The sequence below is a fragment of the Devosia sp. genome (assembly GCF_035944845.1).
Lineage (GTDB): Bacteria > Pseudomonadota > Alphaproteobacteria > Rhizobiales > Devosiaceae > Devosia_A.
In genome coordinates this window covers 17,636-41,515 of record NZ_DASZAW010000053.1, presented here as the reverse complement: position 1 = coordinate 41,515, position 23,880 = coordinate 17,636, and the positions used below count along the sequence as shown (strand labels likewise).

At 63.9% G+C, this 23,880-nt stretch carries 18 protein-coding genes and 2 tRNA genes; 7 read left to right on the top strand and 13 right to left on the bottom strand.

Features of this window, described 5'->3' with window-relative positions; translation table 11 throughout:
* Positions 1-7: 7 nt before the first annotated feature.
* The 9 genes from VGV07_RS08960 to cpdR all read right to left on the bottom strand — a co-directional run bounded on the left by VGV07_RS08960 (position 8) and on the right by cpdR (position 8,225).
* On the bottom strand, positions 8-1,603 hold the full coding sequence (locus VGV07_RS08960) for a peptide chain release factor 3 (RefSeq protein ID WP_326868351.1): 1,596 nt from the start codon (positions 1,601-1,603) through the stop codon (positions 8-10).
* A gap of 113 nt (positions 1,604-1,716) precedes the next feature.
* Complete coding sequence (locus VGV07_RS08955) at positions 1,717-2,331, bottom strand: outer membrane protein (RefSeq protein ID WP_326868350.1); 615 nt, start codon at positions 2,329-2,331, stop codon at positions 1,717-1,719.
* Positions 2,332-2,520: 189 nt separating this feature from the next.
* Positions 2,521-3,192, bottom strand: coding sequence for an outer membrane protein (locus VGV07_RS08950; protein WP_326868349.1), 672 nt, complete (start codon positions 3,190-3,192; stop codon positions 2,521-2,523).
* Between the two features lie 995 nt (positions 3,193-4,187).
* The gene (locus tag VGV07_RS08945) at positions 4,188-4,862 is read right to left on the bottom strand and encodes an outer membrane protein (protein WP_326868348.1); all 675 of its coding nucleotides are present in this window, start codon (positions 4,860-4,862) and stop codon (positions 4,188-4,190) included.
* A 320-nt stretch (positions 4,863-5,182) separates the two neighbouring features.
* A complete protein-coding gene (locus VGV07_RS08940; RefSeq protein ID WP_326868347.1) occupies positions 5,183-5,854 on the bottom strand; it encodes an outer membrane protein in 672 nt (223 codons plus the stop codon).
* Positions 5,855-6,087: 233 nt separating this feature from the next.
* A complete protein-coding gene (locus VGV07_RS08935; RefSeq protein WP_326868346.1) occupies positions 6,088-6,810 on the bottom strand; it encodes an outer membrane protein in 723 nt (240 codons plus the stop codon).
* A 429-nt stretch (positions 6,811-7,239) separates the two neighbouring features.
* Positions 7,240-7,314: transfer RNA gene (locus VGV07_RS08930), tRNA-Val, on the bottom strand.
* A 113-nt stretch (positions 7,315-7,427) separates the two neighbouring features.
* Positions 7,428-7,502 (bottom strand) — tRNA-Val (locus VGV07_RS08925).
* Between the two features lie 360 nt (positions 7,503-7,862).
* Positions 7,863-8,225, bottom strand: coding sequence for a cell cycle two-component system response regulator CpdR (gene cpdR, locus VGV07_RS08920; protein ID WP_211200049.1), 363 nt, complete (start codon positions 8,223-8,225; stop codon positions 7,863-7,865).
* 193 nt (positions 8,226-8,418) lie between these two features.
* Here cpdR and VGV07_RS08915 point away from each other — a divergent pair, with 193 nt between their 5' ends.
* Together VGV07_RS08915 and hisN are read left to right on the top strand one after the other, a co-directional pair.
* Complete coding sequence (locus tag VGV07_RS08915; protein WP_326868345.1) at positions 8,419-9,315, top strand: N-formylglutamate amidohydrolase; 897 nt, start codon at positions 8,419-8,421, stop codon at positions 9,313-9,315.
* A 453-nt stretch (positions 9,316-9,768) separates the two neighbouring features.
* Positions 9,769-10,575, top strand: a complete 807-nt coding sequence (hisN, locus tag VGV07_RS08910; protein WP_326868344.1) for a histidinol-phosphatase — start codon at positions 9,769-9,771, stop codon at positions 10,573-10,575.
* Between the two features lie 150 nt (positions 10,576-10,725).
* Here the strand turns inward: hisN and VGV07_RS08905 are convergent, their stop codons facing one another.
* On the bottom strand, positions 10,726-11,700 hold the full coding sequence (locus tag VGV07_RS08905; protein ID WP_326868343.1) for an alpha/beta hydrolase: 975 nt from the start codon (positions 11,698-11,700) through the stop codon (positions 10,726-10,728).
* Positions 11,701-12,322: 622 nt separating this feature from the next.
* Between VGV07_RS08905 and VGV07_RS08900 the strand changes: the two genes are divergently transcribed.
* From VGV07_RS08900 to dps, 3 genes are all read left to right on the top strand, one after another.
* A complete protein-coding gene (locus VGV07_RS08900; RefSeq protein WP_326868342.1) occupies positions 12,323-12,778 on the top strand; it encodes an Hsp20 family protein in 456 nt (151 codons plus the stop codon).
* 322 nt (positions 12,779-13,100) lie between these two features.
* Positions 13,101-13,475: a DUF4087 domain-containing protein gene (locus VGV07_RS08895; RefSeq protein ID WP_326868341.1), complete on the top strand. Its 375-nt coding sequence runs from the start codon at positions 13,101-13,103 to the stop codon at positions 13,473-13,475.
* Between the two features lie 101 nt (positions 13,476-13,576).
* Positions 13,577-14,050: a DNA starvation/stationary phase protection protein Dps gene (gene dps / locus VGV07_RS08890; RefSeq protein WP_326868340.1), complete on the top strand. Its 474-nt coding sequence runs from the start codon at positions 13,577-13,579 to the stop codon at positions 14,048-14,050.
* A gap of 140 nt (positions 14,051-14,190) precedes the next feature.
* On the opposite strand, the gene VGV07_RS08885 is transcribed toward dps, so the two are convergent.
* Positions 14,191-15,489 (bottom strand): hypothetical protein, encoded by a 1,299-nt coding sequence (locus tag VGV07_RS08885; protein WP_326868339.1) that lies wholly within the window; start codon positions 15,487-15,489, stop codon positions 14,191-14,193.
* Positions 15,486-16,505 carry a cupin domain-containing protein gene (locus VGV07_RS27380; protein ID WP_414649928.1) on the bottom strand — a complete coding sequence of 340 codons (1,020 nt, stop codon included), beginning with the start codon at positions 16,503-16,505 and terminating at the stop codon, positions 15,486-15,488. Before VGV07_RS27380 ends, VGV07_RS08885 begins: the two co-directional genes overlap by 4 nt.
* Positions 16,506-17,183: 678 nt before the next feature.
* Between VGV07_RS27380 and gltB the strand changes: the two genes are divergently transcribed.
* Both gltB and VGV07_RS08865 read left to right on the top strand, forming a co-directional pair.
* Positions 17,184-21,824, top strand: a complete 4,641-nt coding sequence (gltB, locus tag VGV07_RS08870; protein WP_326868375.1) for a glutamate synthase large subunit — start codon at positions 17,184-17,186, stop codon at positions 21,822-21,824.
* A 5-nt stretch (positions 21,825-21,829) separates the two neighbouring features.
* Complete coding sequence (locus tag VGV07_RS08865) at positions 21,830-23,248, top strand: glutamate synthase subunit beta (RefSeq protein WP_326868338.1); 1,419 nt, start codon at positions 21,830-21,832, stop codon at positions 23,246-23,248.
* Positions 23,249-23,444: 196 nt separating this feature from the next.
* Here the strand turns inward: VGV07_RS08865 and VGV07_RS08860 are convergent, their stop codons facing one another.
* On the bottom strand, positions 23,445-23,858 hold the full coding sequence (locus tag VGV07_RS08860; protein ID WP_326868337.1) for an organic hydroperoxide resistance protein: 414 nt from the start codon (positions 23,856-23,858) through the stop codon (positions 23,445-23,447).
* Positions 23,859-23,880 lie beyond the last annotated feature (22 nt).

The window sequence follows — 23,880 nt, the reverse complement described above, 5'->3', positions numbered from 1 at the left end:
GGCCGCTCTAGTGCCGTTCCTTCGTCGTCAGGAACTGCACCTTCGGATAATCCCGCTCGGCGCGGCCGAGCCACCAGGTGGATTGCGCCAGATAGACCGGGTCGCCGTACTTGTCTTCGGCCATTTCCAGCTTGTTGGTGGAAATGAAGCGGGCGAGCTCCGCCTTGTCCTCCGAGACGACCCAGCGGGCGAGCTCGAAATTGATCGCTTCGAAGCTGATCGGCACGTTGTATTCGGTGTTGATGCGGCTCTGCAGCACTTCGAGCTGCAGTTGGCCGACCACGCCGACGATGTAGTCGGCGCCGACCATGCGGCGGAAAATCTGCGCCACACCTTCTTCGGCGAGGTCGCTCAACGCCTTGGCCAACTGCTTGGCTTTCATCGGATCGGTGAGGCGGACGCGGCGGATGATTTCCGGCGCGAAGTTCGGGATGCCCGTCACCTTGATGTTGGCGCCCTCGGTGAGGGTGTCGCCGACGCTGAGCGCACCATGGTTGGGAATGCCGACGATGTCGCCGGCCACCGCCTCCTCGGCCAACTCACGATCATGGCCGAAAAAGAACATCGGGTTCGATACCGCCATGTCCTTGCCGGTGCGGACGTTCTTCAGGCGCATGCCGCGCTTGAAGGTGCCGGACGAGAGCCGCACGAAAGCGATGCGGTCGCGGTGGTTGGCATCCATGTTGGCCTGCACCTTGAACACGAACCCCGAGACCTTCGGATCGTCAGGCTGGATCGGCTTGGGCTCGGCCGGCTGCGGTCGCGGCTCGGGCGCCCAGGCGCCGAGCGCCGCCAGCATTTCCGGCACCGATACCGACTTCAGCGCCGAGCCGAAGATCACCGGCGTCAGGTGGCCGGCGAGATAAATCTCGTGGTCGAAGGCCGGAAAGCCGGCGCGCGCCAGCTCGAGATTCTCGAGGCTGGCCATGATCACCGGATCCATGGCGAACTCGTTGTCGCGCGCCAGGTCCTCGACATCGGAGAAGGTCTTCCAAACCTCGCCATTCGGCCGCTTCACCACACCGGCCGTGAGGTCGACGATGCCCTTGAAATCGACGCCGCCGCCGAGCGGCCAGACCACCGGGGAGACGTCGAGCGCCAGGGTCGAGGCGATCTCGTCGAGGATTTCGACCGGATCCTTGCCTTCGCGATCGACCTTGTTGGCAAAGGTGATGATCGGGATATCGCGCAGCCGGCACACCTCGAACAGCTTCAGGGTCTGCGCTTCGATGCCTTTGGCGACGTCGATCACCATGATGGCGGCGTCGACTGCGGTCAGCGTGCGGTAGGTGTCTTCCGAGAAGTCGGAGTGACCGGGGGTATCGAGCAGGTTGAAGGTCAACCCCAGGTGCTCGAAGGTCATCACCGACGAGGTGATCGAAATGCCGCGCTGCCGCTCGATCTCCATCCAGTCCGAGCGGGTGGCGCGCTGGTTGGCGCGATGCCGCACCTGCCCCGCCTGCTGGATGGCGCCTGACGAGGCCAGCAGCTTTTCGGTGAGCGTGGTCTTGCCGGCGTCGGGGTGCGAGATGATCGCGAAAGTCCGGCGCGACTGGTAGGGCAGCAGTTTTGCGGCAGGCGCCGTGGCGGTCAGGGCGTTCATGGACAGGCTCGATAGTGCGGAAGGCCGCTACATAGTCGTGTTGCGCCCCGAATGCAAAAACAGAACGGCCGCCCCGAGGGACGGCCGTTCGTGATTCTGCAAATCGTCGAGGCTTAGAACTTGAAGTTCAGGCCAACGGTGACGGCGTGCGAGGTCAGGCTGAAGTCGTTGGCGTAGCCGTAGTCGACGTTGCCGTAGTCCGAGTAGCGGTACAGCAGGTCGACCGAGATGTTGTCCGCAACGGCAAACTCGACGCCGGCACCAACGGTCCAACCAACGTGGGTCTCGTTCGAGCCGCCGATCTCGCCGCCCGCAACCGCCAGACCAGCGGTCAGGTACGGCAGGAACGCGCCGCCGTCGAAACCGACGCGGCCGCGCAACGAGCCTGTCCAGTCGACGGAGAACGGATCGACGTCGTTCTCGGCATTGGTCCAGGCCACGTCGCCCACGACGCCGAGCACGATGCCATCGGCGACAGTGAAGTTGACGCCGAGGTTCACGCCGGCGAGCCAGCCGCTGATGTCGATCTCGTTGTTGGTGTTCTCTTCGCTGAAAGTGCCGGCGAGGCCGCCGACAAACGCACCGACGTACACGCCATCCCAGTTGCCGCCGGCAACTTCGACAACGCCGGCTGCGGGCTCGTCGATGATCAGGTCAGCCGCGTGGGCGCCCGACACGAGGGCAAGGCCGGCAACGCCGGAAAGCAGAGCAATTACAAAGCGATTCATCTGAGTCTCCTAAAGTCCGAAGGCGGATACCCGCGAATCTCGATCAAGGCGATAGGAATTCCGCACTGCCGTCCGAGAAAGCCATAGAGGTGTCACCGCGTCGCCACACATGCGGCATCGGAACCTATTGGCGGATAAGCAAAAAGGGCCGCGCGAGGCGGCCCTTTCCGATCGATTGGCGAGGCTGGCTTAGAACTTGAAGTTCACGCCGGCGGTGACCGCATGGGTGTTGAGGTCGACCGTGGCAGGGGCCGGCAGGTCGTACTCGGCCGTGCCGTAGTCGGTGTAACGGTATTGCAGGTCGAGCGAGACCTGGTCGACGACGGCGACTTCGACGCCTGCGCCTGCCGTCCAGCCAAAGTGCACCTGCGTATTGTCGATGCCGTCGTCGCTCCCCGTGGCACCGGCGAAGGCGAGGCCGGCCGTCAGGTAGGGCATGAAGGCGCCACCGTCGAAGCCGGCCTTGCCGCGGAAGGAGCCGGTCCAGTTGATGTCGAAGTCCGCAGCGTTGGCAGTGTCGTAGCCGCCAATGCCGGCCCAGGCGATATCGCCTGCGGCGCCGAGCACGAAGCCTTGGGCAACGGTGAAGTTCGCGCCGAGAGTCGCGCCGACGGTCCAGCCGGTCAGATCGAGATCATCGCTGTCCAGAAACAGCAAATCGCCCGGATCCTGCGATGCAGTGCCCCAGCCATAGCCGACGAAGCCGCCGATATAGGCGCCATCCCAGCCACCGCCGCCGCCCATGTCGACAAAGCCCGGCATAGACGGCTGCTGGCGGACCAGGAGGTCAGCAGCCGACGCCGCCGAAGCCATGGACAGCACGGCAACGCCCGCCAGCAAAGAGAGAGAAAAACGGTTCATGATGTGCCTCCAAGGTACACGAAGGGAACGGATTACGTGCCCGCATGAATCGAATCCAAGTTGCAAATAATTCCTTTACGCCGCGGTAACCGTCAGGATTTGGTTAACGAATGGTTTGGGGCGGCCACGAGAGATCCACAAACTCGATCCACCTCCCCCAGGACGGGGGAGGCAAGCGGAGCTTGGGAGCAACGCGACCTAGCGGAGCTCGGAGGGGGTGCGCGGAAGGCAAGGTGCCCGCAGCCGGCCACGGTCGGTCCCTCGAGCTGGTTCCCGAGCACGCCGCACCTACCCGAGCCGGATGGAGACAGAGTGCTTCAATGGAGCAATTTTCGGGAACCTTGGAGGGCAATACTCAAACGTTGAGGCGCGGTATACTCGATGCTCGTTGGAGCCCGCAGCTCCGGCAGCGCCGACTGGATGCGCCGCGCCCCCGGCACACCCCCTCCGAGCTGCGCTAGGTCGCTCCCGCTCCCAAGCTTCGCTTGCCTCCCCCGTTGAGGGGGAGGTGGGCGTCGCGTCTGGGGCGGGATCGAGCCACACCCAAGACAACCGCACAAAAAGAAAGGGCCGCCCGGAGGCGACCCTTTCCGATTTCGTGGCTTTCGAAGCAGTCATTGCCAGAGCGACGAGGTCGCCGAGGCGAGGTGCCTTCGATCAGGCCAGAGGCTGCTCCGAGCTGACGGAGACTCCAAGACCCTTCGAAACCGACGATTTCTGATGAGACACTTGGACCACCTCCTTTTGCTGGTTGAACATGACAGCGAAGGTGGGACCGATTTGCCCTTCTGACAAGGGCAAATGCGCAACAGCTGTGAATGAGCGGTGACAAGCCCCGTAACGCCGATCCATCTGCGGAGCCGGTTGTCGACGTTGGCAGCGGAAGTTCACGCCGGCCCCGGCATGTTGAGCCTGTTCCAATCGGCACAAAGCACGACCCCGCCGCGGCTGGCGCCGGGCGGGGTCGAATGGCAGGCACATGAGCCTGACGGTGGTTAGAACCGGAAGTTCACGCCGGCCGAAATCGTGTGGGTGGCGAGACCGAAGTCCGACACGCCGCCATTGAGCTCGTAGCTTTTGCTGCCGTAATCGCTGTAGCGGTACAGCAGGTCGAGCGACACGTTGTCGGCCACGGCAAACTCGACACCGGCGCCCACGGTCCAGCCGATATGGGTCTGGGTATCCTCGTCGAGCCCTGCATCGAGATCGATGGTGTTGTTGGCGAACGCAAGACCCGCAGTTACGTACGGTAGGAACGCCCCGCCGTCGAACCCGAGCCTGCCACGAACGCTGCCGAGCCAGTTGATGTTGTACTCGAGCGGGGCGAAATCGTCGTTCGAACCACCGATATCGGCCCAGGCAATGTCGGCGACGATGCCAGCCACAATCGCTTCGGAGACGGTGAAGTTGGCGCCGGCGGCGACACCCACCTGCCAGCCCGCGATCTCGTAGTCGGTATCCGAGGGAGCGAAGACACCGTCTTCTTCAGTCAGCGTACCCCAGCCGTAACCGGCAAAGGCGCCGACATAGACACCGTCCCAGTTACCGCCGACGTCGACGATACCAACCGGCGGCGCGGGTTCGCTGATGATGAGATCGGCCGCCTGGACCGAGAAGATGATGCCCAGAGCGGCAACGCCGGTGAGCATGGAAACGGCAAGACGATTCATTGGATGGCCTCCAGAAAGCAACGGCTACAAGATACGCACGCCCTTCCGAATGAGAACCCAACTCCGCCAGCAACGCACAGCTTCGTTGAAAAGTGTCACCTCGCAGCCACAGGTTTGGCTTAGGTCCTTAACGACGTTGTAAATCTATATTTTTACACAATTGCGCCTCGCTCATCGATGCGCCAAACAATGCTGCAGGATATCACATCAAGTAATGGCAAGTCATTCAAACATCAAACCCCGCCGCGGCTGGCGCCGGGCGGGGTCGACTAGATCACCGTTCAATTGGCCGAACTCATCCGGCCAGCTGAATGCAGAAATCAGAAGCGGAAGTTCACGCCGGCGGTGACCGCGTGCGAGGTCAGGCTGTAATCGGTCGGAACGTTCAGGTCGTAGGTCTTCGAACCGAAGTCCGAGTAACGGTACTGCAGGTCGAGCGACACATTGTCGGCCACGGCGAACTCGACACCGGCACCAAGGGTCCAGCCGATGTGGGTCTGGGTATCCTCGATCACGTTGAGGTTGTCGGTGAGCGTGTTGTTGGCGAAGGCGAGACCGCCCGTCACGTACGGGAGGAACGCGCCGCCGTCGAAGCCGATACGGCCACGCAGGCTACCCTGCCAGTCGGTGTTCGACTCGAGGTCGCCACCGAGATAGGTATCACCGAGGTCGGACCAGGCGATATCGGCCACGAGGCCGGCAACGATGGCCTCGGAGACCGTGAAGTTGACGCCGGCGGCAACGCCGACCTGCCAACCGGTAGCATCATACTCGGTGCCCGGCGGGTCGAAATAGCCGTCCTCGTCGGTCAGGGTACCCCAGCCGTAGCCGGCAAAGGCGCCGACATATGCGCCGTCCCAGTTGCCACCAGCGGGGGTGACAATGCCGACTTCCGGAGCCGGTTCGGAGATGATGAGGTCAGCGGCGAAAGCCGAGGACATCACGGAGACACCAGCCACACCGGCCAGCAGAGCGATTGCAAAACGATTCATTTAGTCAACTCCTAGAGAGAGGGCCCTCACGTAACCCCTGTCGCAGGCAAAAGCGACCTCAGGTGCTAACAAATTGCTCACGCGCCGCCGGTGCGGAAAAGACTCGTGCCATTCGCGCCACACCTGTTTCCGGCATGGCGATTTCAAGGCACAATTGGGGAATTTTCGGGGAAAAGTGAACCCCGCCACGGCTCGCGCCGGGCGGGGTCCTGAATTTCAGCGGTTGAACTGACTTAGAAGTTCCAGTTCAGGCCCACGGTGAGTGCGTGGGTGGTGAGCCCAACGACGCGATCGGTGGCTGCCGGCGGCGTCCAGTCGTAGGTTGCTTCGCCGAAGTCCGAGTAGCGGTACTGCAGGTCGACCGACAGATCGTCGGTGACGGCAACCTGTGCGCCGGCGCCGATCGTCCAGCCAACGTGAGTGGCACTAACGGTCTCGGTCGCGCCAATGGGGGTGTAACGTTCGGCGTTTGCAACTGCCAGACCGGCGGTCAGGTACGGCATGAACGACCCGGCGTCGAAGCCGAGAACACCGCGCAGAGAGCCCTGCCAGTTGATGGTGTGGCTGCTGCCGATGTAAGCGGGGTTGAGGCCAGGAAGCGCCGGGTCGATGTCGCCGCCAATGTTGGCCCAGGCGAGATCAGCAGCAATACCTGCCACGACGCCGTCCGACACCGCGAAGTTCGCACCAACCACGACACCGACGAGCCCGCCGGCGAGGTCAATGTCGTTGCCGTCGACTGCCATGCCGAAACCGCCTTGGCTTGCATCGTCGTCAGCGAAGCCCCAGCCGTAGCCGCCAAACACGCCGATATACGGGCCGTCCCAGTTACCGCCGACGTCGACGACGCCGACTTCAGCCATAGGCTGTTCGATGATCAGATCCGCGGCGTAGGCCGAGGACATCAGACCAGCAGCGGCCACGGTGGCCAGCAGAATAGTTGTGATGTGCTTCATGGTTGCCCTCCAATAGGTCCACCGTACCCTCCCACGGAATGTGGCAGGAATCGAGCCCTTCAAGGGCAACAATTGAGACTCTTGAAGCAAGTGTTGCACCGTTGCATCGGCCGGGGAACAGCATCGTGCGAGAGGTTTTGCGAGGCGCATCATGGTGTTAGCAGCGCCGCCTACTGATTTACACGTAGCAGCTCACAGCGCCGTGACGGGCGCCGGAATTTTGTGGCAAAGCCGAGACAATTGCATTCGCGACACCCACGACTCTATCAGGCGAGTCGAATCTGTTCAGCCGGTGAGCGGAATCTGTTCATGCCACGACGATCAACAAATGATCGCCTGGCACCGACTGAGTCCTCGCCTTGAACGTCCACGTGAGGGAACCGGAAAACAAAACCCCCGGCAGCCGATCGGCGCCAGGGGCTTGTTGGATGGTGGGTGTGACAGGGATTGAACCTGTGACCCCCGCCGTGTGAAGGCGATGCTCTCCCGCTGAGCTACACACCCATCCGTTCGGGTCGCGACCTCAGGTCAGTTAGGACCCAAGTCTGTGGCGACCAAACTTCGGCGCCGATTTTATCGGCATATTCAAGGACTTCGGGCGTCCTTCAAGCGAGGGATGGTGGGTGTAACAGGGATTGAACCTGTGACCCCTACCATGTCAAGGTAGTGCTCTCCCGCTGAGCTATACACCCATCACTTCGCTTGTCACGCCGGGCAGCGCCCGTCGTTGCGAGCGCGGTAGACCATAAAACCCGCTTGCCGGTCAAGGGTGAATTCCGGGCTGGGGAAACGGGTCGGAAAGACGGGGTTCGAGTCGCCTCTCGCTTCCGCTCGAAGCGCGCATCGCCAGCGATGCGTCACCCCTCATCCGCCCTTCGGGCACCTTCTCCCTCAAGGGGAGAAGGCCATCACCGCGATGTTTGCAGTCGGGCCTCCCTTCTCCCCTTGAGGGAGAAGGTGGCGCGAAGCGCCGGATGAGGGGTCGCGATGCAGCGCATCGCCGACCGGAGCGAAGCGACGGGGGACGACGGCCATGGGCCGTCGCCGCGGGATCAGGCCGCCAGCAGCCGCTCGACCTCGTGCACCAGGTCCTTGAGATGGAAGGGCTTACTCAGCACCGACGCATCCTTGGGGGCTTCCGAGTCGGGGTTGAGCGCCACGGCGGCGAAGCCGGTGATGAACATCACCTTGAGGTCGGGGTCGAGTTCGGTGGCACGGCGCGCCAGCTCGATCCCATCCATCTCCGGCATCACGATGTCGCTGAGCAGGAGCGAGAACGGCTCCTCACGCAACCGCTCGTAGGCCGAGCGGCCATTGTCGAACGAAACCACCTCGTAGCCGGCGGTCTTCAACGCCCGGGTGAGGAACTGGCGCATGTCGTTATCGTCTTCGGCGAGCAGAATGCGCTTCATCATATCCTCTTGTCGCCCCTTCGACGGCGTTCTGCCGCGGAACTCTAATGGGTGATGTTTAATGCAAGTTTTCTCGATCGAGAACCCATACCCGGCAAGTGTGAACATGCCCCCCCCTTGGACTTATGGACATTCGGCGACACCCGCGGCAAAGTGCCCTCAATAAGACAGCGCTTCGGCGCTGAAGGGAGACCCGGTGCAGTCCGACTATTGGGACAGGCCAGCATTCGAAACCATCCGGCCGCGCCGGGTGATGGCACCTCTGGTGTTCAACTCCGCGCATTCCGGCCGGGACTATCCGGCGCGCTTCCTCGCCATGACGCGGCTCGATCACCTGTCGATCCGCCAGTCCGAGGATGCCTTTGTCGACGAGTTGTTCCAGCGCGCCCCGCACCTGGGTGCACCGCTGATCCGGGCACACTTCCCGCGCGCCTATCTCGATGTGAATCGCGAGCCGTGGGAACTCGACCCCACCATGTTCGTCGAGCCGCTGTCGGAGCGCTTCAATACCACCAGCCCGCGGGTTGCCGCCGGGCTCGGCACGCTGGCGCGCGTCGTCGCCGAGAACAAGCCGATCTATAAGGAGCGGCTGACGCTCGATGATGCGCGTATGCGTATCGAAGGCATCTACCAGCCTTACCACGCTACCATGCAGCGGCTGCTGACCGAGGCCTATGGCGCTTTCGGCGTCGCGGTGCTGATCGATTGCCATTCGATGCCGCGGCTGTCGCGCAGCGGCGACCGGCTCGGCCCCGACGTGGTGCTGGGCGATCGCTACGGCACCACCTGCGCCCCGATCCTTGCCGACCTCGCCGAAATGGTGTTCGCCGGCGCCGGGCTGCGCGTGGCGCGTAACCGGCCCTATGCCGGCGGTTTCTGCACCCGCACCTATGGCCGGCCACAACACGGCGTGCATGCCCTGCAGATCGAACTCAGCCGCCACCTCTACATGAACGAGGTGACGCTCGAAAAGAACGCCGGCTTCGGCGCCATGCGGCAACTGGTGGACCGGCTGGTCGCAACGCTGGTAGGGCTCGATTTCGCCATGCTCTCGCCGCCCGCCCAGGCAACCGAGAAATATGCAGCCGAGTAATGGGCGTTGCCCGCAATACGCACGGAGTCATTCCCGCGAAAGCGGGAACCTCCGTTTGCTGTGCCAGCCGCACCCGCGAAAACAGAGGTTCCCGCTTTCGCGGGAATGACATCGAGTTCTACTGAGAGTTCGAGACACCTGTCCCGAAGAACTGAATGCATGCCTCAGAAAAATCGGGCCGCCGGAGCGGCCCAGTCAAGGGAGGAAACGATGACGGCCGGAGTGCGTTGCCTAAGTCGAGGCAAGAGGCTCAAGAGCCGCCCATCCATCATGCAGTTACTGGCGTGAACTGATTTGCCTTACTTCACAAGGCGGCCGGAAGTCTTCAACAGATAAACTTGCCTCGTTGTTGCAAAAATGAATCACGATCGTCACAAACTACTCGTACACCTCGGCTGACGCCGGCTGCTAGAACACTGGAACAACTCACAAAATCGCGCCGGGAAGGCTGACATGAAAGATACATCTCTCGGCGGCCTCACTGCCGACCTGGTGCGCCGCACCCTGCTCGATGCGGCCGAGATCGCCGCGGCGGTGACCCTGCCCCGCTTCCGCTCGGCGCTCGCCGTCGACAACAAGGAAGCCCAGGGTTTCGACCCGGTCACCGAGGCCGACCGCCAGGCCGAACTGGCGATCCGCGAGCTGATCGGCAACCGATTCCCCGACCACGCGATCATCGGCGAGGAGTGGGACGACAAGCCTGGCACCAGCCGCTTCGCCTGGATCATCGACCCGATCGACGGCACCCGCGCCTTCATCACCGGCGTCCCGGTCTGGGGCACCCTGGTGGGGCTGACCATCGACGGCAAGGCCGCCGCCGGGCTGATGGCGCAGCCCTTCACCGGCGAGATCTATCTGGGCCTCCCCGGCGAAGCCTCCTACCACCGGGTCAGCGACAAGGCGGCTCTCCGCACGTCCGCGGTCACCGAGCTCAGCCAAGCCAAGATGACCACCACCTCGCCCGACCTGTTCGAGAAGAAAGGCGTGGCCGAGCCCTGGGCGCGGATTCGCAGCAAGGTGCTGACCACCCGCTATGGGCTCGATTGCTATGGCTACGCCCTGATGTCGGCCGGCCACATCGACCTGGTGGTCGAGGCCGGGCTGAAGAACGTCGATATTTGCCCGCTGATTCCGCTGATCGAGAATGCCGGCGGCGTCATCACCACCTGGGATGGCGGGCCGGCCGAGCAAGGCGGCAACTGCGTGGCGGCGGCAACGCCCGAACTGCATGCCGCGGCGATGGCGGTACTCAGAGGGTAGAGCTGCAACTGCCCCTCACCCGTCTCGGCTTCGCCGAGCCACCCTCTCCCTCAAGGGGAGAGGGACGTTGTGGCACGATGTCGCCCCCGCATCCCCTCTCCCCTTGAGGGAGAGGGTGCCCGCGCAGCGGGCGGGTGAGGGGCAGTTCAGCTAAGCCGACTGTTCTGTAATGAACGCATCGAACGCCGCAAACACCTGGGCGCGGATGGCGTCGGTCTCGACGAACATCTCGTGCCGGGCGCCCGGGATCACCAGGTGGCGGCCGGTGCGCATCCTCAAACCCAGCGTTTCGATCGCCGAGGTCGAAACGATTTCGTCGCGCGCCGCCGCCAGCATCAACACGGGAATGCGGACCGCGCCGGGGAACTGGTCGGTCGCGGCTCCGGCCATCGCATCGAAGGCGGAGGCCGCCCAGCGAAACGTCGGCGCACCGACCTCCAGTTCAGGCCGGGCCTTCAGCACCTCGACCGAACGGCTGAAGCGCGCGAGGTCGGAGGTCAGCGGGTTGCCGGCAAAGCTCTGTTCGGTCTGCGCCTTGTCGCCGCGTCGCCCGATCGGCAACCGCGCCAGCCCGAGGTTGGAAAGCGTAGCGCACAGCCTTGCCATGCCGGCCATGCTGAACGGCTGCCGGTCGAGCCCGACCATCGGCGCCGAAACGAAAATCCGTTCGAACATCATGCGGTCGCGGATGCCGGCATAGAGCGAGGCGAGCCCGCCCATCGAATGGCCGACGAGATAATAGGGCGCCGGGCAATCGGGGAGGAGGATCGAGCCGTGGAAGGCCTTGAGATCCTCCCAGTAGTCGTCGAAACGCCTGACATAGCCGAGCCGCTTGTTGCCGATCAGCCGCTGGCTGCCACCCTGCCCGCGCCAGTCGAAGGTGGCGACGGCAAAGCCGCGCGACTGGAAATCGGCGACGGTCTCGAAATATTTCTCGATGAACTCGGTGCGGCCCTGAACGAGGCAGATCGTCCCCTTGGCCGCTCCCGCGCCCTTGGGGAAGGTGGCGTAGCGCAATTGCACCTTGTCGGCCGTGGTGAAGTAGCCGACCCGCGCCCCCTCCGGCACCGGGTTGGACGGCACCACGGCAAGGGTTGGCCCATTGGGGTCGACGATGGCGTTCATGCGCTGCTCCGGACGATTGCCCTGCATACCGGATTCCCGGCGCGGCGGGAATGACGGGTGTGGCCGAGGTGCTTCGACTGGACTGCATTTGGGGATTGGCCACCGGCGTGACCCCGCGCAGGCGGATGGGCGCCAAGCTATGGTCGTGCCGCCAACCACCGGGTCATTCCCGCGAAAGCGGGAACCTCTGTTTTCGTGCCTACCGCACGATCGCAAACGGAGGTCCCCGCTTTCGCGGGGATGACATGGAGTTTGGGGGACTTGCAGAGCCTAAGGGCTCCATTAAACCGAAAAGCCAGCGCCTCGGTTGAGACACTGGCTTTCCTGTGATGGCCGCCTTGCGGGGGGCGGGTGAAGGCGGCTCATTCGGTGTGCCCTGCAGCAGACAGTAAGCACAGTCCCGCTTATAGGCAGGGCTGCCTGAACCGCCTTTGATCGCCATATTCATCTTCGGTTCATCGACCTGAACAGGGGTCTTGAACCCTGGCCGATGCTCCCTAAATCAATGCTGTCCGCCGGGAACCCCCGGGGACCGGGAACCCGGGAATGCGTGCTTGCCCGCTTGGGGAGCGCGCATGGGACACCCGAGACAAAGCCACGTTGCTCAAAGGAGAATGTGATCATGGCTAGCTACGATTTTTCCCCCTTCTATCGTTCGACCGTCGGTTTCGACCGCGTCTTCAATCGTCTTGATGCCCTGGTGGGCCAGGAGGCGAAATCCTACCCTCCCTACAATATCGAGAAGACCGGCGAGAACGCCTACCGGATCTCGATCGCCGTCGCCGGCTTTGCCGAGGGTGACATCGCCATCGAGAGCAAGGAGAACAACCTCGTCGTGAAGGGCGCCAAGGCCCAGGATAGCGAGGACAAGGCACGCGAGTTCCTGCACCGCGGCATTGCCGAGCGCGCTTTCGAACTGCGATTCCAGCTCGCTGACTATGTCGAAGTCGCCGGCGCCAACCTCGAGAACGGCCTGCTCCACATCGAGCTGAAGCGCGAGATTCCCGAGAGCAAGAAGGCGCGCCAGATTCCGATCAGCGCCTCGACCAAGACCATCGAGGACCAGACGGTCAACTAATCGGCTGTGAACAGCCTGGCGAGTCAGGCGGTCTGATCGCCAGGTGAACGGAAATGAGGGCGCAGTCCAGGCGGACTGCGCCCTTGTTGTTTGCGCCAGGACGATCGGGCCTCACGGGCGGAGATCGGCTGGCCCTCGCCCCACCCACAGGTGTCATTCCCGCGAAGGCGGGAACCCAGTGGGAGTTGCAGAGGTCGGCAACTTGGAGATCGCGTTGGCTCCCGCCTTCGCGGGCTTTGGCGGCCACCTTAGTCAGCAACTCGACCTTGCCCAGCGGCAGCAGACCTGCTGCTGTGCGCTCCTACTCGGAAGGAGCGTCACCATGCATCGGCTTGCTGCCATCGTTGCCGTATCTCTGCTTGCCGCCTCACCGGCACTCGCTGCCGAAACCCGCTGCGGCTGGTACATGAACCCCACGCCTGGCAACCTCTGGTTGATGGACAGGGACGCCACCTGGACCATCAGCTCGCAAGGTGACGCAGATGGCGAAGGCGCCAAGGGCGCCGAGAACGCGCCAGATTTCGACGAGACGCAGTTCGTCGAGACCAACAACCCTGGCAGCGGCTATGGCTATGGCTGCGCCTGCATGAGCGTCACCGTCGACAAGGCCGAGGAGCGGATCACCCAGATCTTCTCGGGTGAGATCAAGCCATTAAGCGTCTGCAAGGCCGACACGTCGCTGCCCGCCCCTGAGTGATCGTGCGCGCTTCGTTCAAGACGGAGCCGGTCGGGACGGGGAACCTCCGGCCTGCCCCGCCGTTCTCACGGCGTCCCATAACGCGTCATAGGTTCCTCAACATGAAATCCCCAGAGATCGGCCTCAAGTCCAACACCAAGGCCGCGATGATCGACTTGCTCAACGCGCGCCTCGCCGACGCCATCGACCTGGCGCTGATCACCAAGCAGGCGCACTGGAACCTCAAGGGCCCCACCTTCATCGCCGTGCACGAACTGCTCGACCAGTTGCGCGATGATGTCGACGAGCATGTCGACATCATCGCCGAGCGCGTCGCCCAGCTCGATGGCATCGCGCTCGGCACGCTGCAGACGGTGGGCAAGGCCAGCAAGCTCGCCCACTACCCCACCGATATCCGCAAAGTCGCCGACCACGTCGCCGCCCTGGTCGAACGCTACGCGGCGCTCAGCAAATCCACCCGCGAGGGCATCGATGCCGCCGACGAGGCCGGCGATGCCGACACCGCCGACATCTTCACCGCCTTCTCGCGCAGCCTCGACAAGAACCTGTGGTTCTTGAAGAGCCACCTGGAATAGGCAGCCGACACCTAGCCTCGCCGCTCAACGGAGGGGCGAGGTGAGATCGCGGTCGGCACCACATCGCCCCCTCTCCCTTTGGGGGAGAGGGTCGGGGTGAGGGGGCCTTGCCGCAAGCACCGGACCTCAGAAAGGCCCCCTCACCCGGGCCTTCGGCCCGACCTCTCCCCCGAGGGAGAGGTGGCGACGGCCTCGCGAATTTCGCTCATGCAGTCGTCAAGGCACTCCGTCGCAATCGCCTCGGGGAGACGACTGAGCCCGATCAGATCTTCAATTGCGCCCTGCCGGCAGAACGCGCACGGGTTCTGCTCGTAGACCCAGACCAGGCAGTCCGCTGCCTCCGAGTGGGGGTTGGGACGTCCGGTTGAGACGATGGCGAGCGCCAGGACATGTGCACGCCTGTCGTCGGCGCTGGGTGGCAACAGCTGGTGGACGCGATCGAAATCACCGGGGCGCCAGTTTTCCGCCAGCAGCTCTATGCCCTTGAGGCTTCCGGCAGCGAGCAGTTCCCCCGACAGCTCTGCGATACGGTCGTCGGCAAAGCGCCGCAGCACGCCGATCGCTGCTTCCCTGACGGCGGAGTCCACATGCCGGGCAAAACGCAACACCCCGTCGATACCGTGAGGGGGATCGATCCGGACAGCGAACACCCGCAGCATGCCGGCGATCAACTGCGGTTGCGTTTCGCGTTCGAGCCGTTCGAACAGCTCCAGATGCTCAGCCTGGCTGCCCTGTCGCGCGAAACGAGACGCGAGGATGCGAGCGTTTCGCTTGGCTACGGTCAGATCGGCCACAAAGGCATCCAGCGGGTAAGGCTCAACCGGAACGCGCTCCGCTTCGGGCCGCCGAAATTCTTCGTGGAACCGCCGGATCTCCTCGGCACCGACGGCCGCTTGCAGCAACGCCCGATCCACCGTTTCCGAGCCGAACTGCTCATCGACGACATACCGCAGATACCCGTCGAGTTCGAAATCGGCGTCGATGGCCAGGCGATGCCCGAGTACGCGCGCCACATGCAGCAGCCCCTCCAACCCATCAAGCGCGATGAGCTTGAGCCTCAGCATCCAGTACTCGTTGAACTCCTGCCGATCGAACTTGCTGTAAAGCGCGTCTCGGGCCCCCGCATGCCCGTGCTCGGCCAGCATCACCAGCATGCCGGCCATCTGCTCTGCATCATGCCCGTCGGTCGCTCCGGGAAAGGCCGCGAGGACCGCCGCGTAGTATCTCGATGCGTCCGGGAGCATCGCCAGCATTCCCATCAGCCAATCGCTGCGATAGCCCTCGCTTTGCGGATCATGGCTCTGGCAGTGCAGGCACGCCGCGAGCAGCAGATCATCGACACCCGCGTCGCCGTGCGCTCGAACATGCTGCACCGCCCGGCCCTTGCCCTTGCGCAAGGCGTCTCCGAACTCGTCCCGGCTCAGCAGCGCCTCGCTCACCCTTGCCGCGTCCCCGCCCGGGCCATCCCGTCATGCGGCCCAAGCTCTCGCTTCGGTGCATCGAGCCAGGCGCGGCCCACCTTGGCGAATTCCTCCATCCGCTCCGGGTTCAACGGATAGTTCAGCTGGTTGCCCTCGCGGGCGTGCTCGCCGATCACCAGCAGGTGCACCTCAGCGTCGCTGTTGTTGAGGAACGAGTGGGCGATGCCGGTGCCGGCGGGAAACACCGCTGCGTCGCCCTCGTTAAGCTGATGGAGGTGCCCGTCGATCCAAACGTCCGGGCGACCCTGAAGCACCAGCACGAACTCGTCTTCTTCACTCTCGGCATGCGGACGCGAAGTGCGGTTGCCCGGCGCAACGATGTCGTAGTTGATGCCGATCCGCGTCAGCCCCAACGCCGCGCCCATCCGGCTGCTCTGGCCGCCATGGTTGGTGTGCTTCGGGTTGGGAAACGGCGCGAGACCCTTACTGTAATGCGCAATGAACCCCGGACGACTCGGACGAGCCGCGCCGTCGTCGCGGCTGCCGGCCCGCGCCTTGCCGTCATGCGGGCCGAGCGGCCGTTTCGGTGCATCGAGCCAGGCGCCGTTCCAGCTGCTGAATTCGGCCATGCGCTCGGGGTTCAACGGATAGTAGAGCTGGTTGCCCGGCACCTGGTGCTCACCGAGGATGAGCAACTGCATATCCTCGTCGCTGTTGTTGAGGAAGCTATGGGCGATTCCCGTCCCCGCCGGGAACGCCACGGCGTCGCCGGCATCGAGCGGATGGAGCGCACCGTCGATCCACAGGTCGGGTTTGCCACCGACGACGAAGACGAACTCCTCCTCCTGGCTTTCGGCATGCGGGAACGACGTGCGGCTGCCCGGCGGCGCCACTTCGTAGTTGATGCCGAGATGGGTGAGGCCGTGCAGGCGGCCGACCGGATGGCCAAATCCCCCCATGTCGGCAAAGCCGCCATGGTCCAGCGGGCTAAGGCCATCCCGGATATTGACGATGAACGAGGGTCTCTGCGGCATCTGGGGCCTCGACGATTTCGCGAGGTGAAACATGTACATCGTAGCCGTCGGATGTCGATGCACAGCTTCGGCGGTGGCGTACCCTTGGGTTCTCAGCCACGGCAATTCCTATAGGCACAACACGCGCAAAACACCCGCAACACGCCTTTCTCAAGCGGCATATGGGGCTTAACTCCTACGGTTTTCCTATTCCCTCCCATCGATCTCCTACGCCGCGTCGACCACATCACGGCAAAAAAGTGTCCTCGGGCGCTTGCTCGCAGTTTGGAATTATGCAAATGTAGCCTCGATAGGACAGTACGTCTGTCCAATTTCGTGAGCGGCCGGTCTCCCCGGATGCGTTTCACACGCCGATCCGGCTGGCCCGCTTGTCGATAGCGGAAACGGAGGGGTGGGGCCTTATCTAGCCCGTACGAGCGGCCATTTGGATGCAGAGCCGCTCCCCACTAAAGGATTGCGCACTCGGATTCGAGCCGTACACTGAGAGTACGACTGGGGGCTGAAGGCGCGTCGAAAGGAACTTGAACACCGGGGCACTTGCCCTGGTCTCGAAGACGACTGCAAAAACAGAGGACTTTGCAAATGGCCGAACCACGGAACGGATCGATTTCACATCCCGTCACGGAAACCGCCATTCGCAAAAATGACGGCTATCGTACCGATCTGCCTCAAGGCGTGATGCGTCCGGCCGCCGAGGGCCTCTATGACCCGACGCGCGAGGTCGATGCCTGCGGCGTGGGCTTCATCGTCAACATGAAGAACCAGCCCAGCCAGAAGATCGTGCAGAACGGTCTCGCCATTCTCGAGAACCTCGAGCACCGCGGTGCCGTGGGCGCCGACCCGCTGATGGGCGACGGCGCCGGCATCATGGTGCAGATCCCGCACAAGTTCTTCGTCAAGCAGAGCGCGCAGCTTGGCTTCCACCTGCCCGAACAGGGCAAGTATGCCGTCGGCTTCATCTTCATGCCGCAGGATGCAGACCTGCGCGCCAAGATGGAACGCGTCGTCAACAAGGTGATCGAGGACGAAGGCCAGACGGTCATCGGCTGGCGCGACGTGCCGTCCGACAACTCGTCGCTGTCCAAGGACCCTGAGATCGTCGCCACCGAGCCCTGCCACCGGCAGGTGATCATCGGCCGCGGCGACGCCATCGCCGACGAAGAGGCGTTCGAGCGCAAGCTTTACGTCATCCGTAAGGTGATCTCGGCCAAGATCTTCTCGGCCTTCGAGGGTAAGCCGAACGACTTTTACATCGTGTCGATGAGCTGCCGCACCCTCGTCTACAAGGGCATGTTCCTTGCCGCCCAGCTCGGCGCCTATTACCGCGACCTGCACGATCCGGACTTCGAGTCGGCCCTCGCGCTGGTCCACCAGCGCTTTTCGACCAACACCTTCCCGTCCTGGCGGCTGGCGCACCCCTACCGGTTCGTCTGCCACAACGGCGAAATCAACACCGTGCGCGGCAACGTCAACTGGATGGCGGCGCGGCAGGCTTCGGTGTCGTCGCCGCTTTTCGGCGGCGACATCAACAAGCTCTGGCCGATTTCCTATCCCGGCCAGTCGGACACGGCGTGCTTCGACAACGCGCTCGAGTTCCTCTTGCGCGGCGGCTACTCGCTGCCGCATGCGGCCATGATGCTGATCCCGGAAGCCTGGGCCGGCAACCCGCTGATGGATGAAGATCGCCGCGCCTTCTACGAGTATCACGCTGCGCTGATGGAGCCGTGGGACGGCCCGGCCGCGATGTGCTTCTCGGACGGCGTCCATATCGGCGCAACGCTCGACCGCAATGGCCTGCGTCCGGCCCGCTACCTCGTCACCGAAGACGACGAAGTGGTGATGAGCTCGGAAGCCGGCGTGCTGCCGATTCCGGCCGAAAAGATCAAGAAGAAGTGGCGCCTGCAGCCGGGCAAGATGCTGTTGATCGACCTGAAGCAGGGCCGCATCGTTTCCGACGAGGAGATCAAGGCCGAGCTCGCCAACGCGCATCCCTACAAGCAGTGGCTGGGCCGCACCCAGATCGTGCTCGAAGAGCTGCCGCCGGTGCATTTCGAGCCCAAGACCTCGGACGTGCCGCTGCTCGATCGCCAGCAGGCCTTCGGCTATACGCAGGAAGATCTCAAGATGATCCTGCCGCCGATGGCCGCCACCGGCCAGGAAGCGGTGGGGTCGATGGGCACCGACACCCCGATCTCGGCGCTCTCCAACAAGTCGAAGCTGCTGTACTCCTACTTCAAGCAGAACTTCGCGCAGGTGACCAACCCGCCGATCGACTCGATCCGCGAAGAGCTGGTGATGAGCCTCGTCTCGTTCATCGGCCCGCGGCCGAACGTGCTCGATCTGACGGGCGGCAACAGCCGGCAGCGGCTCGAAGTGCGCCAGCCGATCCTCACCAACGAGGATCTCGAAAAGATCCGCGCCATCGGCGGCATGGAGGACAACCCGTTCCGCTCGAAGACGCTGGACATTACCTATCCGGTGTCGGAAGGCGCCGACGGCATGAAGCGGGCGCTCGACCAGCTGTTCTCGGATGCCGAGATGGCCGTCCACTCGGGCGACAACATCATCATCCTTTCCGACCGCGCCATGAGCCGCGACCGGGTCGCGATCCCGGCACTGCTGGCCACCGCCGGCATCCACCATCACCTGATCCGCAAGGGCCTCAGGACCTCGGTGGGCCTCGTGGTCGAAACCGGCGAAGCGCGCGAAATCCACCATTTCTGCGCTCTTGCCGGCTATGGCGCCGAAGCCATCAACCCCTACCTGGCGTTCGAGACGCTGGCCGCCATGCGCGGCGACCTGCCGGGCGAGCTCGACGCGGACGAGATCATCTACCGCTACATCAAGGCGATCGGTAAGGGCATCCTGAAGGTCACCGCCAAGATGGGCATCTCGACCTATCAGTCCTATTGCGGCGCCCAGATCTTCGACGCCGTGGGCCTCTCGACCGATTTCGTCTCGACCTACTTCACCGGCACCGCCACCACCATCGAAGGCGCCGGTCTCAAGGAAATCGCCGAGGAAACCGTGCTGCGGCACCAGGATGCCTTCGGCAACTCGCCAGTGCTCGAGGACGTGCTCGACGTCGGCGGCGACTATGCCTTCCGCCAGCGCGGCGAGGCGCATGTCTGGCGTTCGGAAACCGTCGCCAACCTGCAGCACGCCGCTCGTGGCAATGCCCGCGACAAGTACCGCGAGTTCGCCCGGCTGGTGAACGAGGTGGAGGACAAGTACGTCACCATCCGCTCGCTGTTCCGCATCAGGAAGGCGGACGAAGAAGGCCGTGCCCCGGTTGCGCTCGACCAGGTCGAGCCGGCTGTCGAGATCGTCAAGCGTTTCTCGACCGGCGCGATGAGCTATGGCTCGATCTCGCTCGAAGCGCACACGACCCTCGCCATCGCCATGAACCGGATCGGCGGCAAGTCGAACACCGGTGAAGGCGGCGAGGAAGTCGATCGCTTCAAGCCGCTGCCCAATGGCGATTCGAAGCGCTCCGCCATCAAGCAGGTGGCCTCGGGTCGCTTCGGCGTGACCACGGAGTATCTGGTCAACTCCGACATGATGCAGATCAAGATGGCTCAGGGCGCCAAGCCCGGCGAAGGCGGTCAGCTGCCCGGCGACAAGGTGAACGAGACCATCGCCAAGGTTCGTCACTCGACCCCTGGTGTCGGCCTCATTTCGCCGCCGCCGCACCATGACATCTATTCGATCGAGGATCTGGCGCAGCTGATCTTCGATCTGAAGAACGTCAACCCGGATGGCCAGGTCTCGGTGAAGCTCGTCTCCGAAGTCGGTGTCGGCACCGTTGCCGCCGGCGTCGCCAAGGCGCGCGCCGACCATGTCACCATCTCGGGCTACGAGGGCGGCACCGGTGCTTCGCCGTTGACCTCGCTGAAGCATGCCGGCTCACCGTGGGAAATCGGCCTCGCCGAAACCCAGCAGACGCTGGTCCGCAACCGGCTGCGCAGCCGCATTGCGGTGCAGGTCGATGGCGGCGTGCGGACTGGCCGTGACGTGGTGATCGGCGCCCTGCTCGGCGCCGACGAGTTCGGCCTCGCCACCGCGCCGCTGATCGCGGCCGGCTGCGTGATGATGCGCAAGTGCCACCTCAACACCTGCCCGGTTGGCGTCGCCACCCAGGATCCGGTGCTGCGCGCCCGTTTCACCGGCAAGCCCGAGCACGTCATCAACTACCTCTTCTTCGTCGCCGAGGAAGTGCGCGAGCTGATGGCCGAAATGGGCTACACCAGGTTCGACGAAATGGTCGGGCAGATGCAGATGCTCGACAAGACCGAGGCCATCGACCACTGGAAGGCCAAGGGGCTCGACTTCTCGAAGCTGTTCCACAAGCCGTTCGCCCCCGAAGGCGTTGGCATCACCCACACCGAAGGCCAGAACCACCCGATCGACAAGGTCCTCGACCGTCGCCTGATCGCCGCGGCCCAGCCCGCGCTCGACCACGGCACCCCGGTCAAGATCGTCGAGAAGATCACCAGCGTCGACCGCTCGGCGGGCGCCATGCTCGGCGGTGCGGTGGCCAAGCGCTACGGCCATGCCGGCCTCGCCGAAGACACCATCGCGGTGTCGCTGACCGGCACCGCCGGCCAGGCTTTCGGCGCCTGGGCAGCGCGCGGCATCTCCATCGACCTCGTCGGCGAGGCCAACGACTATGTCGGCAAGGGCCTCTCCGGGGCGCGCCTCGTGGTCCGGCCGCCGGAAGAGCGTGGCTATGTGCCCGAGGACTCGATCATCATCGGCAATACCGCGCTCTACGGCGCCATCACCGGTGAGTGCTACTTCCGCGGCGTGGCCGGCGAACGCTTCGCCGTCCGCAACTCCGGCGCCATCGCGGTGGTCGAAGGCACCGGCGACCATGGTTGCGAGTACATGACCGGTGGTGTGGTGGTGGTGCTCGGTCGCACCGGCCGCAACTTTGCGGCCGGCATGTCGGGCGGCGTGGCTTATGTCCTCGACGAGGACGAGAGCTTCGAGAGCCGCTGCAACATGTCGATGGTCGAACTCGAGCCGGTCGTCGAAGAGGAACGTCTCAATGGCCGCGACTTCGGTCATCACGGCGACCTCGAGACCATGGGCGTGGTCGAGATCCTGCACGATCTGCAGCGTCGCGACGCCGAGCGGCTCTACCAGCTGATCGCGCGGCACAAGAGCTTCACCGGCTCGTCGCGCGCCAACCACATCCTCTCGAACTGGGACGAGTACCTGCCCAAGTTCAGGAAGGTCATGCCGATCGAGTATCGCAAGGCCCTGCAGAAGATGGAAAAGGCCCGTGAGGCCGCTCAACAGGTCGCGGCGGAGTAAGAACAATGGGCAAGATCACTGGCTTCCTCGAAATCGATCGCGTCGACCGGGATTACCTCCCGGTTGCCGACCGGCTGAAGAACTACAACGAGTTCACCATTCCCCTGGGCGACAAGGGCACCCGCGACCAGGCAGCACGCTGCATGGATTGCGGGATCCCGTACTGCCACAACGGCTGTCCGGTGAATAACCAGATCCCGGATTGGAACGACCTCGTCTACAAGGGCGAGTGGCTGAAGGCGCTGAAGAACCTTCACTCCACCAACAACTTCCCCGAGTTCACCGGCCGCATCTGCCCCGCCCCGTGCGAGGCGAGCTGCACGCTGAACATTCCGGACACCCCGGTCAACATCAAGTCGATCGAGTGCGCCATCATCGACAAGGGTTTTGAGGAAGGCTGGGTCACGCCGCAGATCAATCCGAACAAGACCGGCAAGAAGGTCGCGGTGATCGGCTCGGGCCCGGCCGGCATGGCCGCCGCCCAGCAGCTGGCGCGCGCCGGCCACGATGTGCACCTCTATGAAAAGGCCCAGCAGATCGGCGGCCTGATGCGCTATGGCATCCCCAACTTCAAGCTCGACAAGACGCAGATCGATCGCCGCGTCGAGCAGATGGTGGCCGAGGGCGTGACGCTCCACACCGGCGTCAATGTCGGCAAGGACATCACCGCCGATGAACTCGCCGCCCAGTACGACGCCATCGCCATGTCGGGCGGCGCCGAGAAGCCGCGCGACCTGCCGATCCCGGGCCGCGAGCTCGACGGCATCCATTTCGCCATGGATTTCCTCGGCCAGCAGAACCGCCGCGTCACCGGTGAGCCGCTGAACAACGTCACCCCGATCCTCGCCGGCGGCAAGCACGTCGTCGTCATAGGCGGCGGCGATACCGGTTCGGACTGCATCGGCACCTCGAACCGCCAGGGCGCCCTGTCGGTGACCCAGATCGAAATCATGCCCATGCCTCCTGAAAAGGAGAACAAGGCGCTGGTCTGGCCGAACTATCCGGTGAAGTTCCGCATCTCCTCGTCGCAGGAAGAAGGCGTCACCCGCGATTTCGCCGTGGCGACCATCCGCTTCGATGGCGAGAACGGCAAGGTGACGGCCCTGCAATGCGCCCGCGCCGACGAGAAGTTCCAGCCGATCCCGGGCACCGAGTTCGTGCTCAAAGCCGATCTGGTGCTGCTCGCCATGGGCTTCCTCGGCCCGGTGCAGGAGGGCCTGGTGCAGGGGGCAGGCGTTGCCACCGACAAGCGTTCGAACGTCATGGCCGACACCGTGAAGTACCAGACCTCGCGCGAGAAGTTCTTCGCCTGCGGCGACATGCGTCGCGGCCAGTCGCTGGTCGTCTGGGCCATCCGCGAAGGCCGCCAGTGCGCCCGCTCGATCGACGAGTGGCTGATGGGCAAGACCGATCTGCCGCGGTAGCGCGATCCGCACTGGAATAGAAAAGGGGCGCTTTCGGGCGCCCCTTTGTTCTTTGGGCCGTCTTTGGCCGCACACACCGGATGTCATCCCAGCGAAAGCTGGGACCCATGCATCAGCCCGTGCCAGCGGTGAGTTGGGTCCCTGCTTTCGCAGGGATGACACCGAGTGGTGGGTTGGAGCTGCGTGTCTCCTTCACTCAAACCACGTTGATTTCAACCGGGATATTCCCCCGCGTCGCCTTCGAATAGGGGCAGGTCTGGTGCGCTGCGGCGACCAGCTGTTCGGCGAGCTCGCGCGCGATCCCCGGCAGGCTGACATTGAGCCGGGCCCTGAGGCTGTACTGCTCGCCTTCCATCACCAGGTCGACTTCCGCGTCCACCGTACGCTCCGCCGGCAGCGTCACCTTCAGCTTGCTGGCCACCGCACCGATGGCGCCGAGGAAGCAGGCCGACCAGCCAGCCGCAAACAGTTGTTCGGGGTTGGTGCCGTTGCCGAAGCCCGGCGGCGACAGCGCCACGTCGAGCGCCCCGTCGGAGCTGCGCGCCGTGCCGGCACGCCCCCCGCTGGTGTGGGTGCGGCCGGTGTAAAGGATCTTCTCAATCTGGTTCATTCGTCAGGTCTTCCGTTGGTTT

What these genes read in the sequence shown, in the direction of transcription:
- VGV07_RS08935 (WP_326868346.1), bottom strand. Translation starts at nt 6,810, where the DNA reads ATGAAGCACATCACAACTATTCTGCTGGCCACCGTGGCCGCTGCTGGT.
- VGV07_RS08955 (WP_326868350.1), bottom strand. Translation starts at nt 2,331, where the DNA reads ATGAATCGCTTTGTAATTGCTCTGCTTTCCGGCGTTGCCGGCCTTGCC.
- VGV07_RS08960 (WP_326868351.1), bottom strand. Translation starts at nt 1,603, where the DNA reads ATGAACGCCCTGACCGCCACGGCGCCTGCCGCAAAACTGCTGCCCTAC.
- VGV07_RS08945 (WP_326868348.1), bottom strand. Translation starts at nt 4,862, where the DNA reads ATGAATCGTCTTGCCGTTTCCATGCTCACCGGCGTTGCCGCTCTGGGC.
- VGV07_RS08900 (WP_326868342.1), top strand. Translation starts at nt 12,323, where the DNA reads ATGGCTAGCTACGATTTTTCCCCCTTCTATCGTTCGACCGTCGGTTTC.
- cpdR (WP_211200049.1), bottom strand. Translation starts at nt 8,225, where the DNA reads ATGATGAAGCGCATTCTGCTCGCCGAAGACGATAACGACATGCGCCAG.
- hisN (WP_326868344.1), top strand. Translation starts at nt 9,769, where the DNA reads ATGAAAGATACATCTCTCGGCGGCCTCACTGCCGACCTGGTGCGCCGC.
- VGV07_RS08895 (WP_326868341.1), top strand. Translation starts at nt 13,101, where the DNA reads ATGCATCGGCTTGCTGCCATCGTTGCCGTATCTCTGCTTGCCGCCTCA.
- VGV07_RS08950 (WP_326868349.1), bottom strand. Translation starts at nt 3,192, where the DNA reads ATGAACCGTTTTTCTCTCTCTTTGCTGGCGGGCGTTGCCGTGCTGTCC.
- VGV07_RS27380 (WP_414649928.1), bottom strand. Translation starts at nt 16,505, where the DNA reads ATGCCGCAGAGACCCTCGTTCATCGTCAATATCCGGGATGGCCTTAGC.
- dps (WP_326868340.1), top strand. Translation starts at nt 13,577, where the DNA reads ATGAAATCCCCAGAGATCGGCCTCAAGTCCAACACCAAGGCCGCGATG.
- gltB (WP_326868375.1), top strand. Translation starts at nt 17,184, where the DNA reads ATGCGTCCGGCCGCCGAGGGCCTCTATGACCCGACGCGCGAGGTCGAT.
- VGV07_RS08865 (WP_326868338.1), top strand. Translation starts at nt 21,830, where the DNA reads ATGGGCAAGATCACTGGCTTCCTCGAAATCGATCGCGTCGACCGGGAT.
- VGV07_RS08860 (WP_326868337.1), bottom strand. Translation starts at nt 23,858, where the DNA reads ATGAACCAGATTGAGAAGATCCTTTACACCGGCCGCACCCACACCAGC.
- VGV07_RS08940 (WP_326868347.1), bottom strand. Translation starts at nt 5,854, where the DNA reads ATGAATCGTTTTGCAATCGCTCTGCTGGCCGGTGTGGCTGGTGTCTCC.
- VGV07_RS08905 (WP_326868343.1), bottom strand. Translation starts at nt 11,700, where the DNA reads ATGAACGCCATCGTCGACCCCAATGGGCCAACCCTTGCCGTGGTGCCG.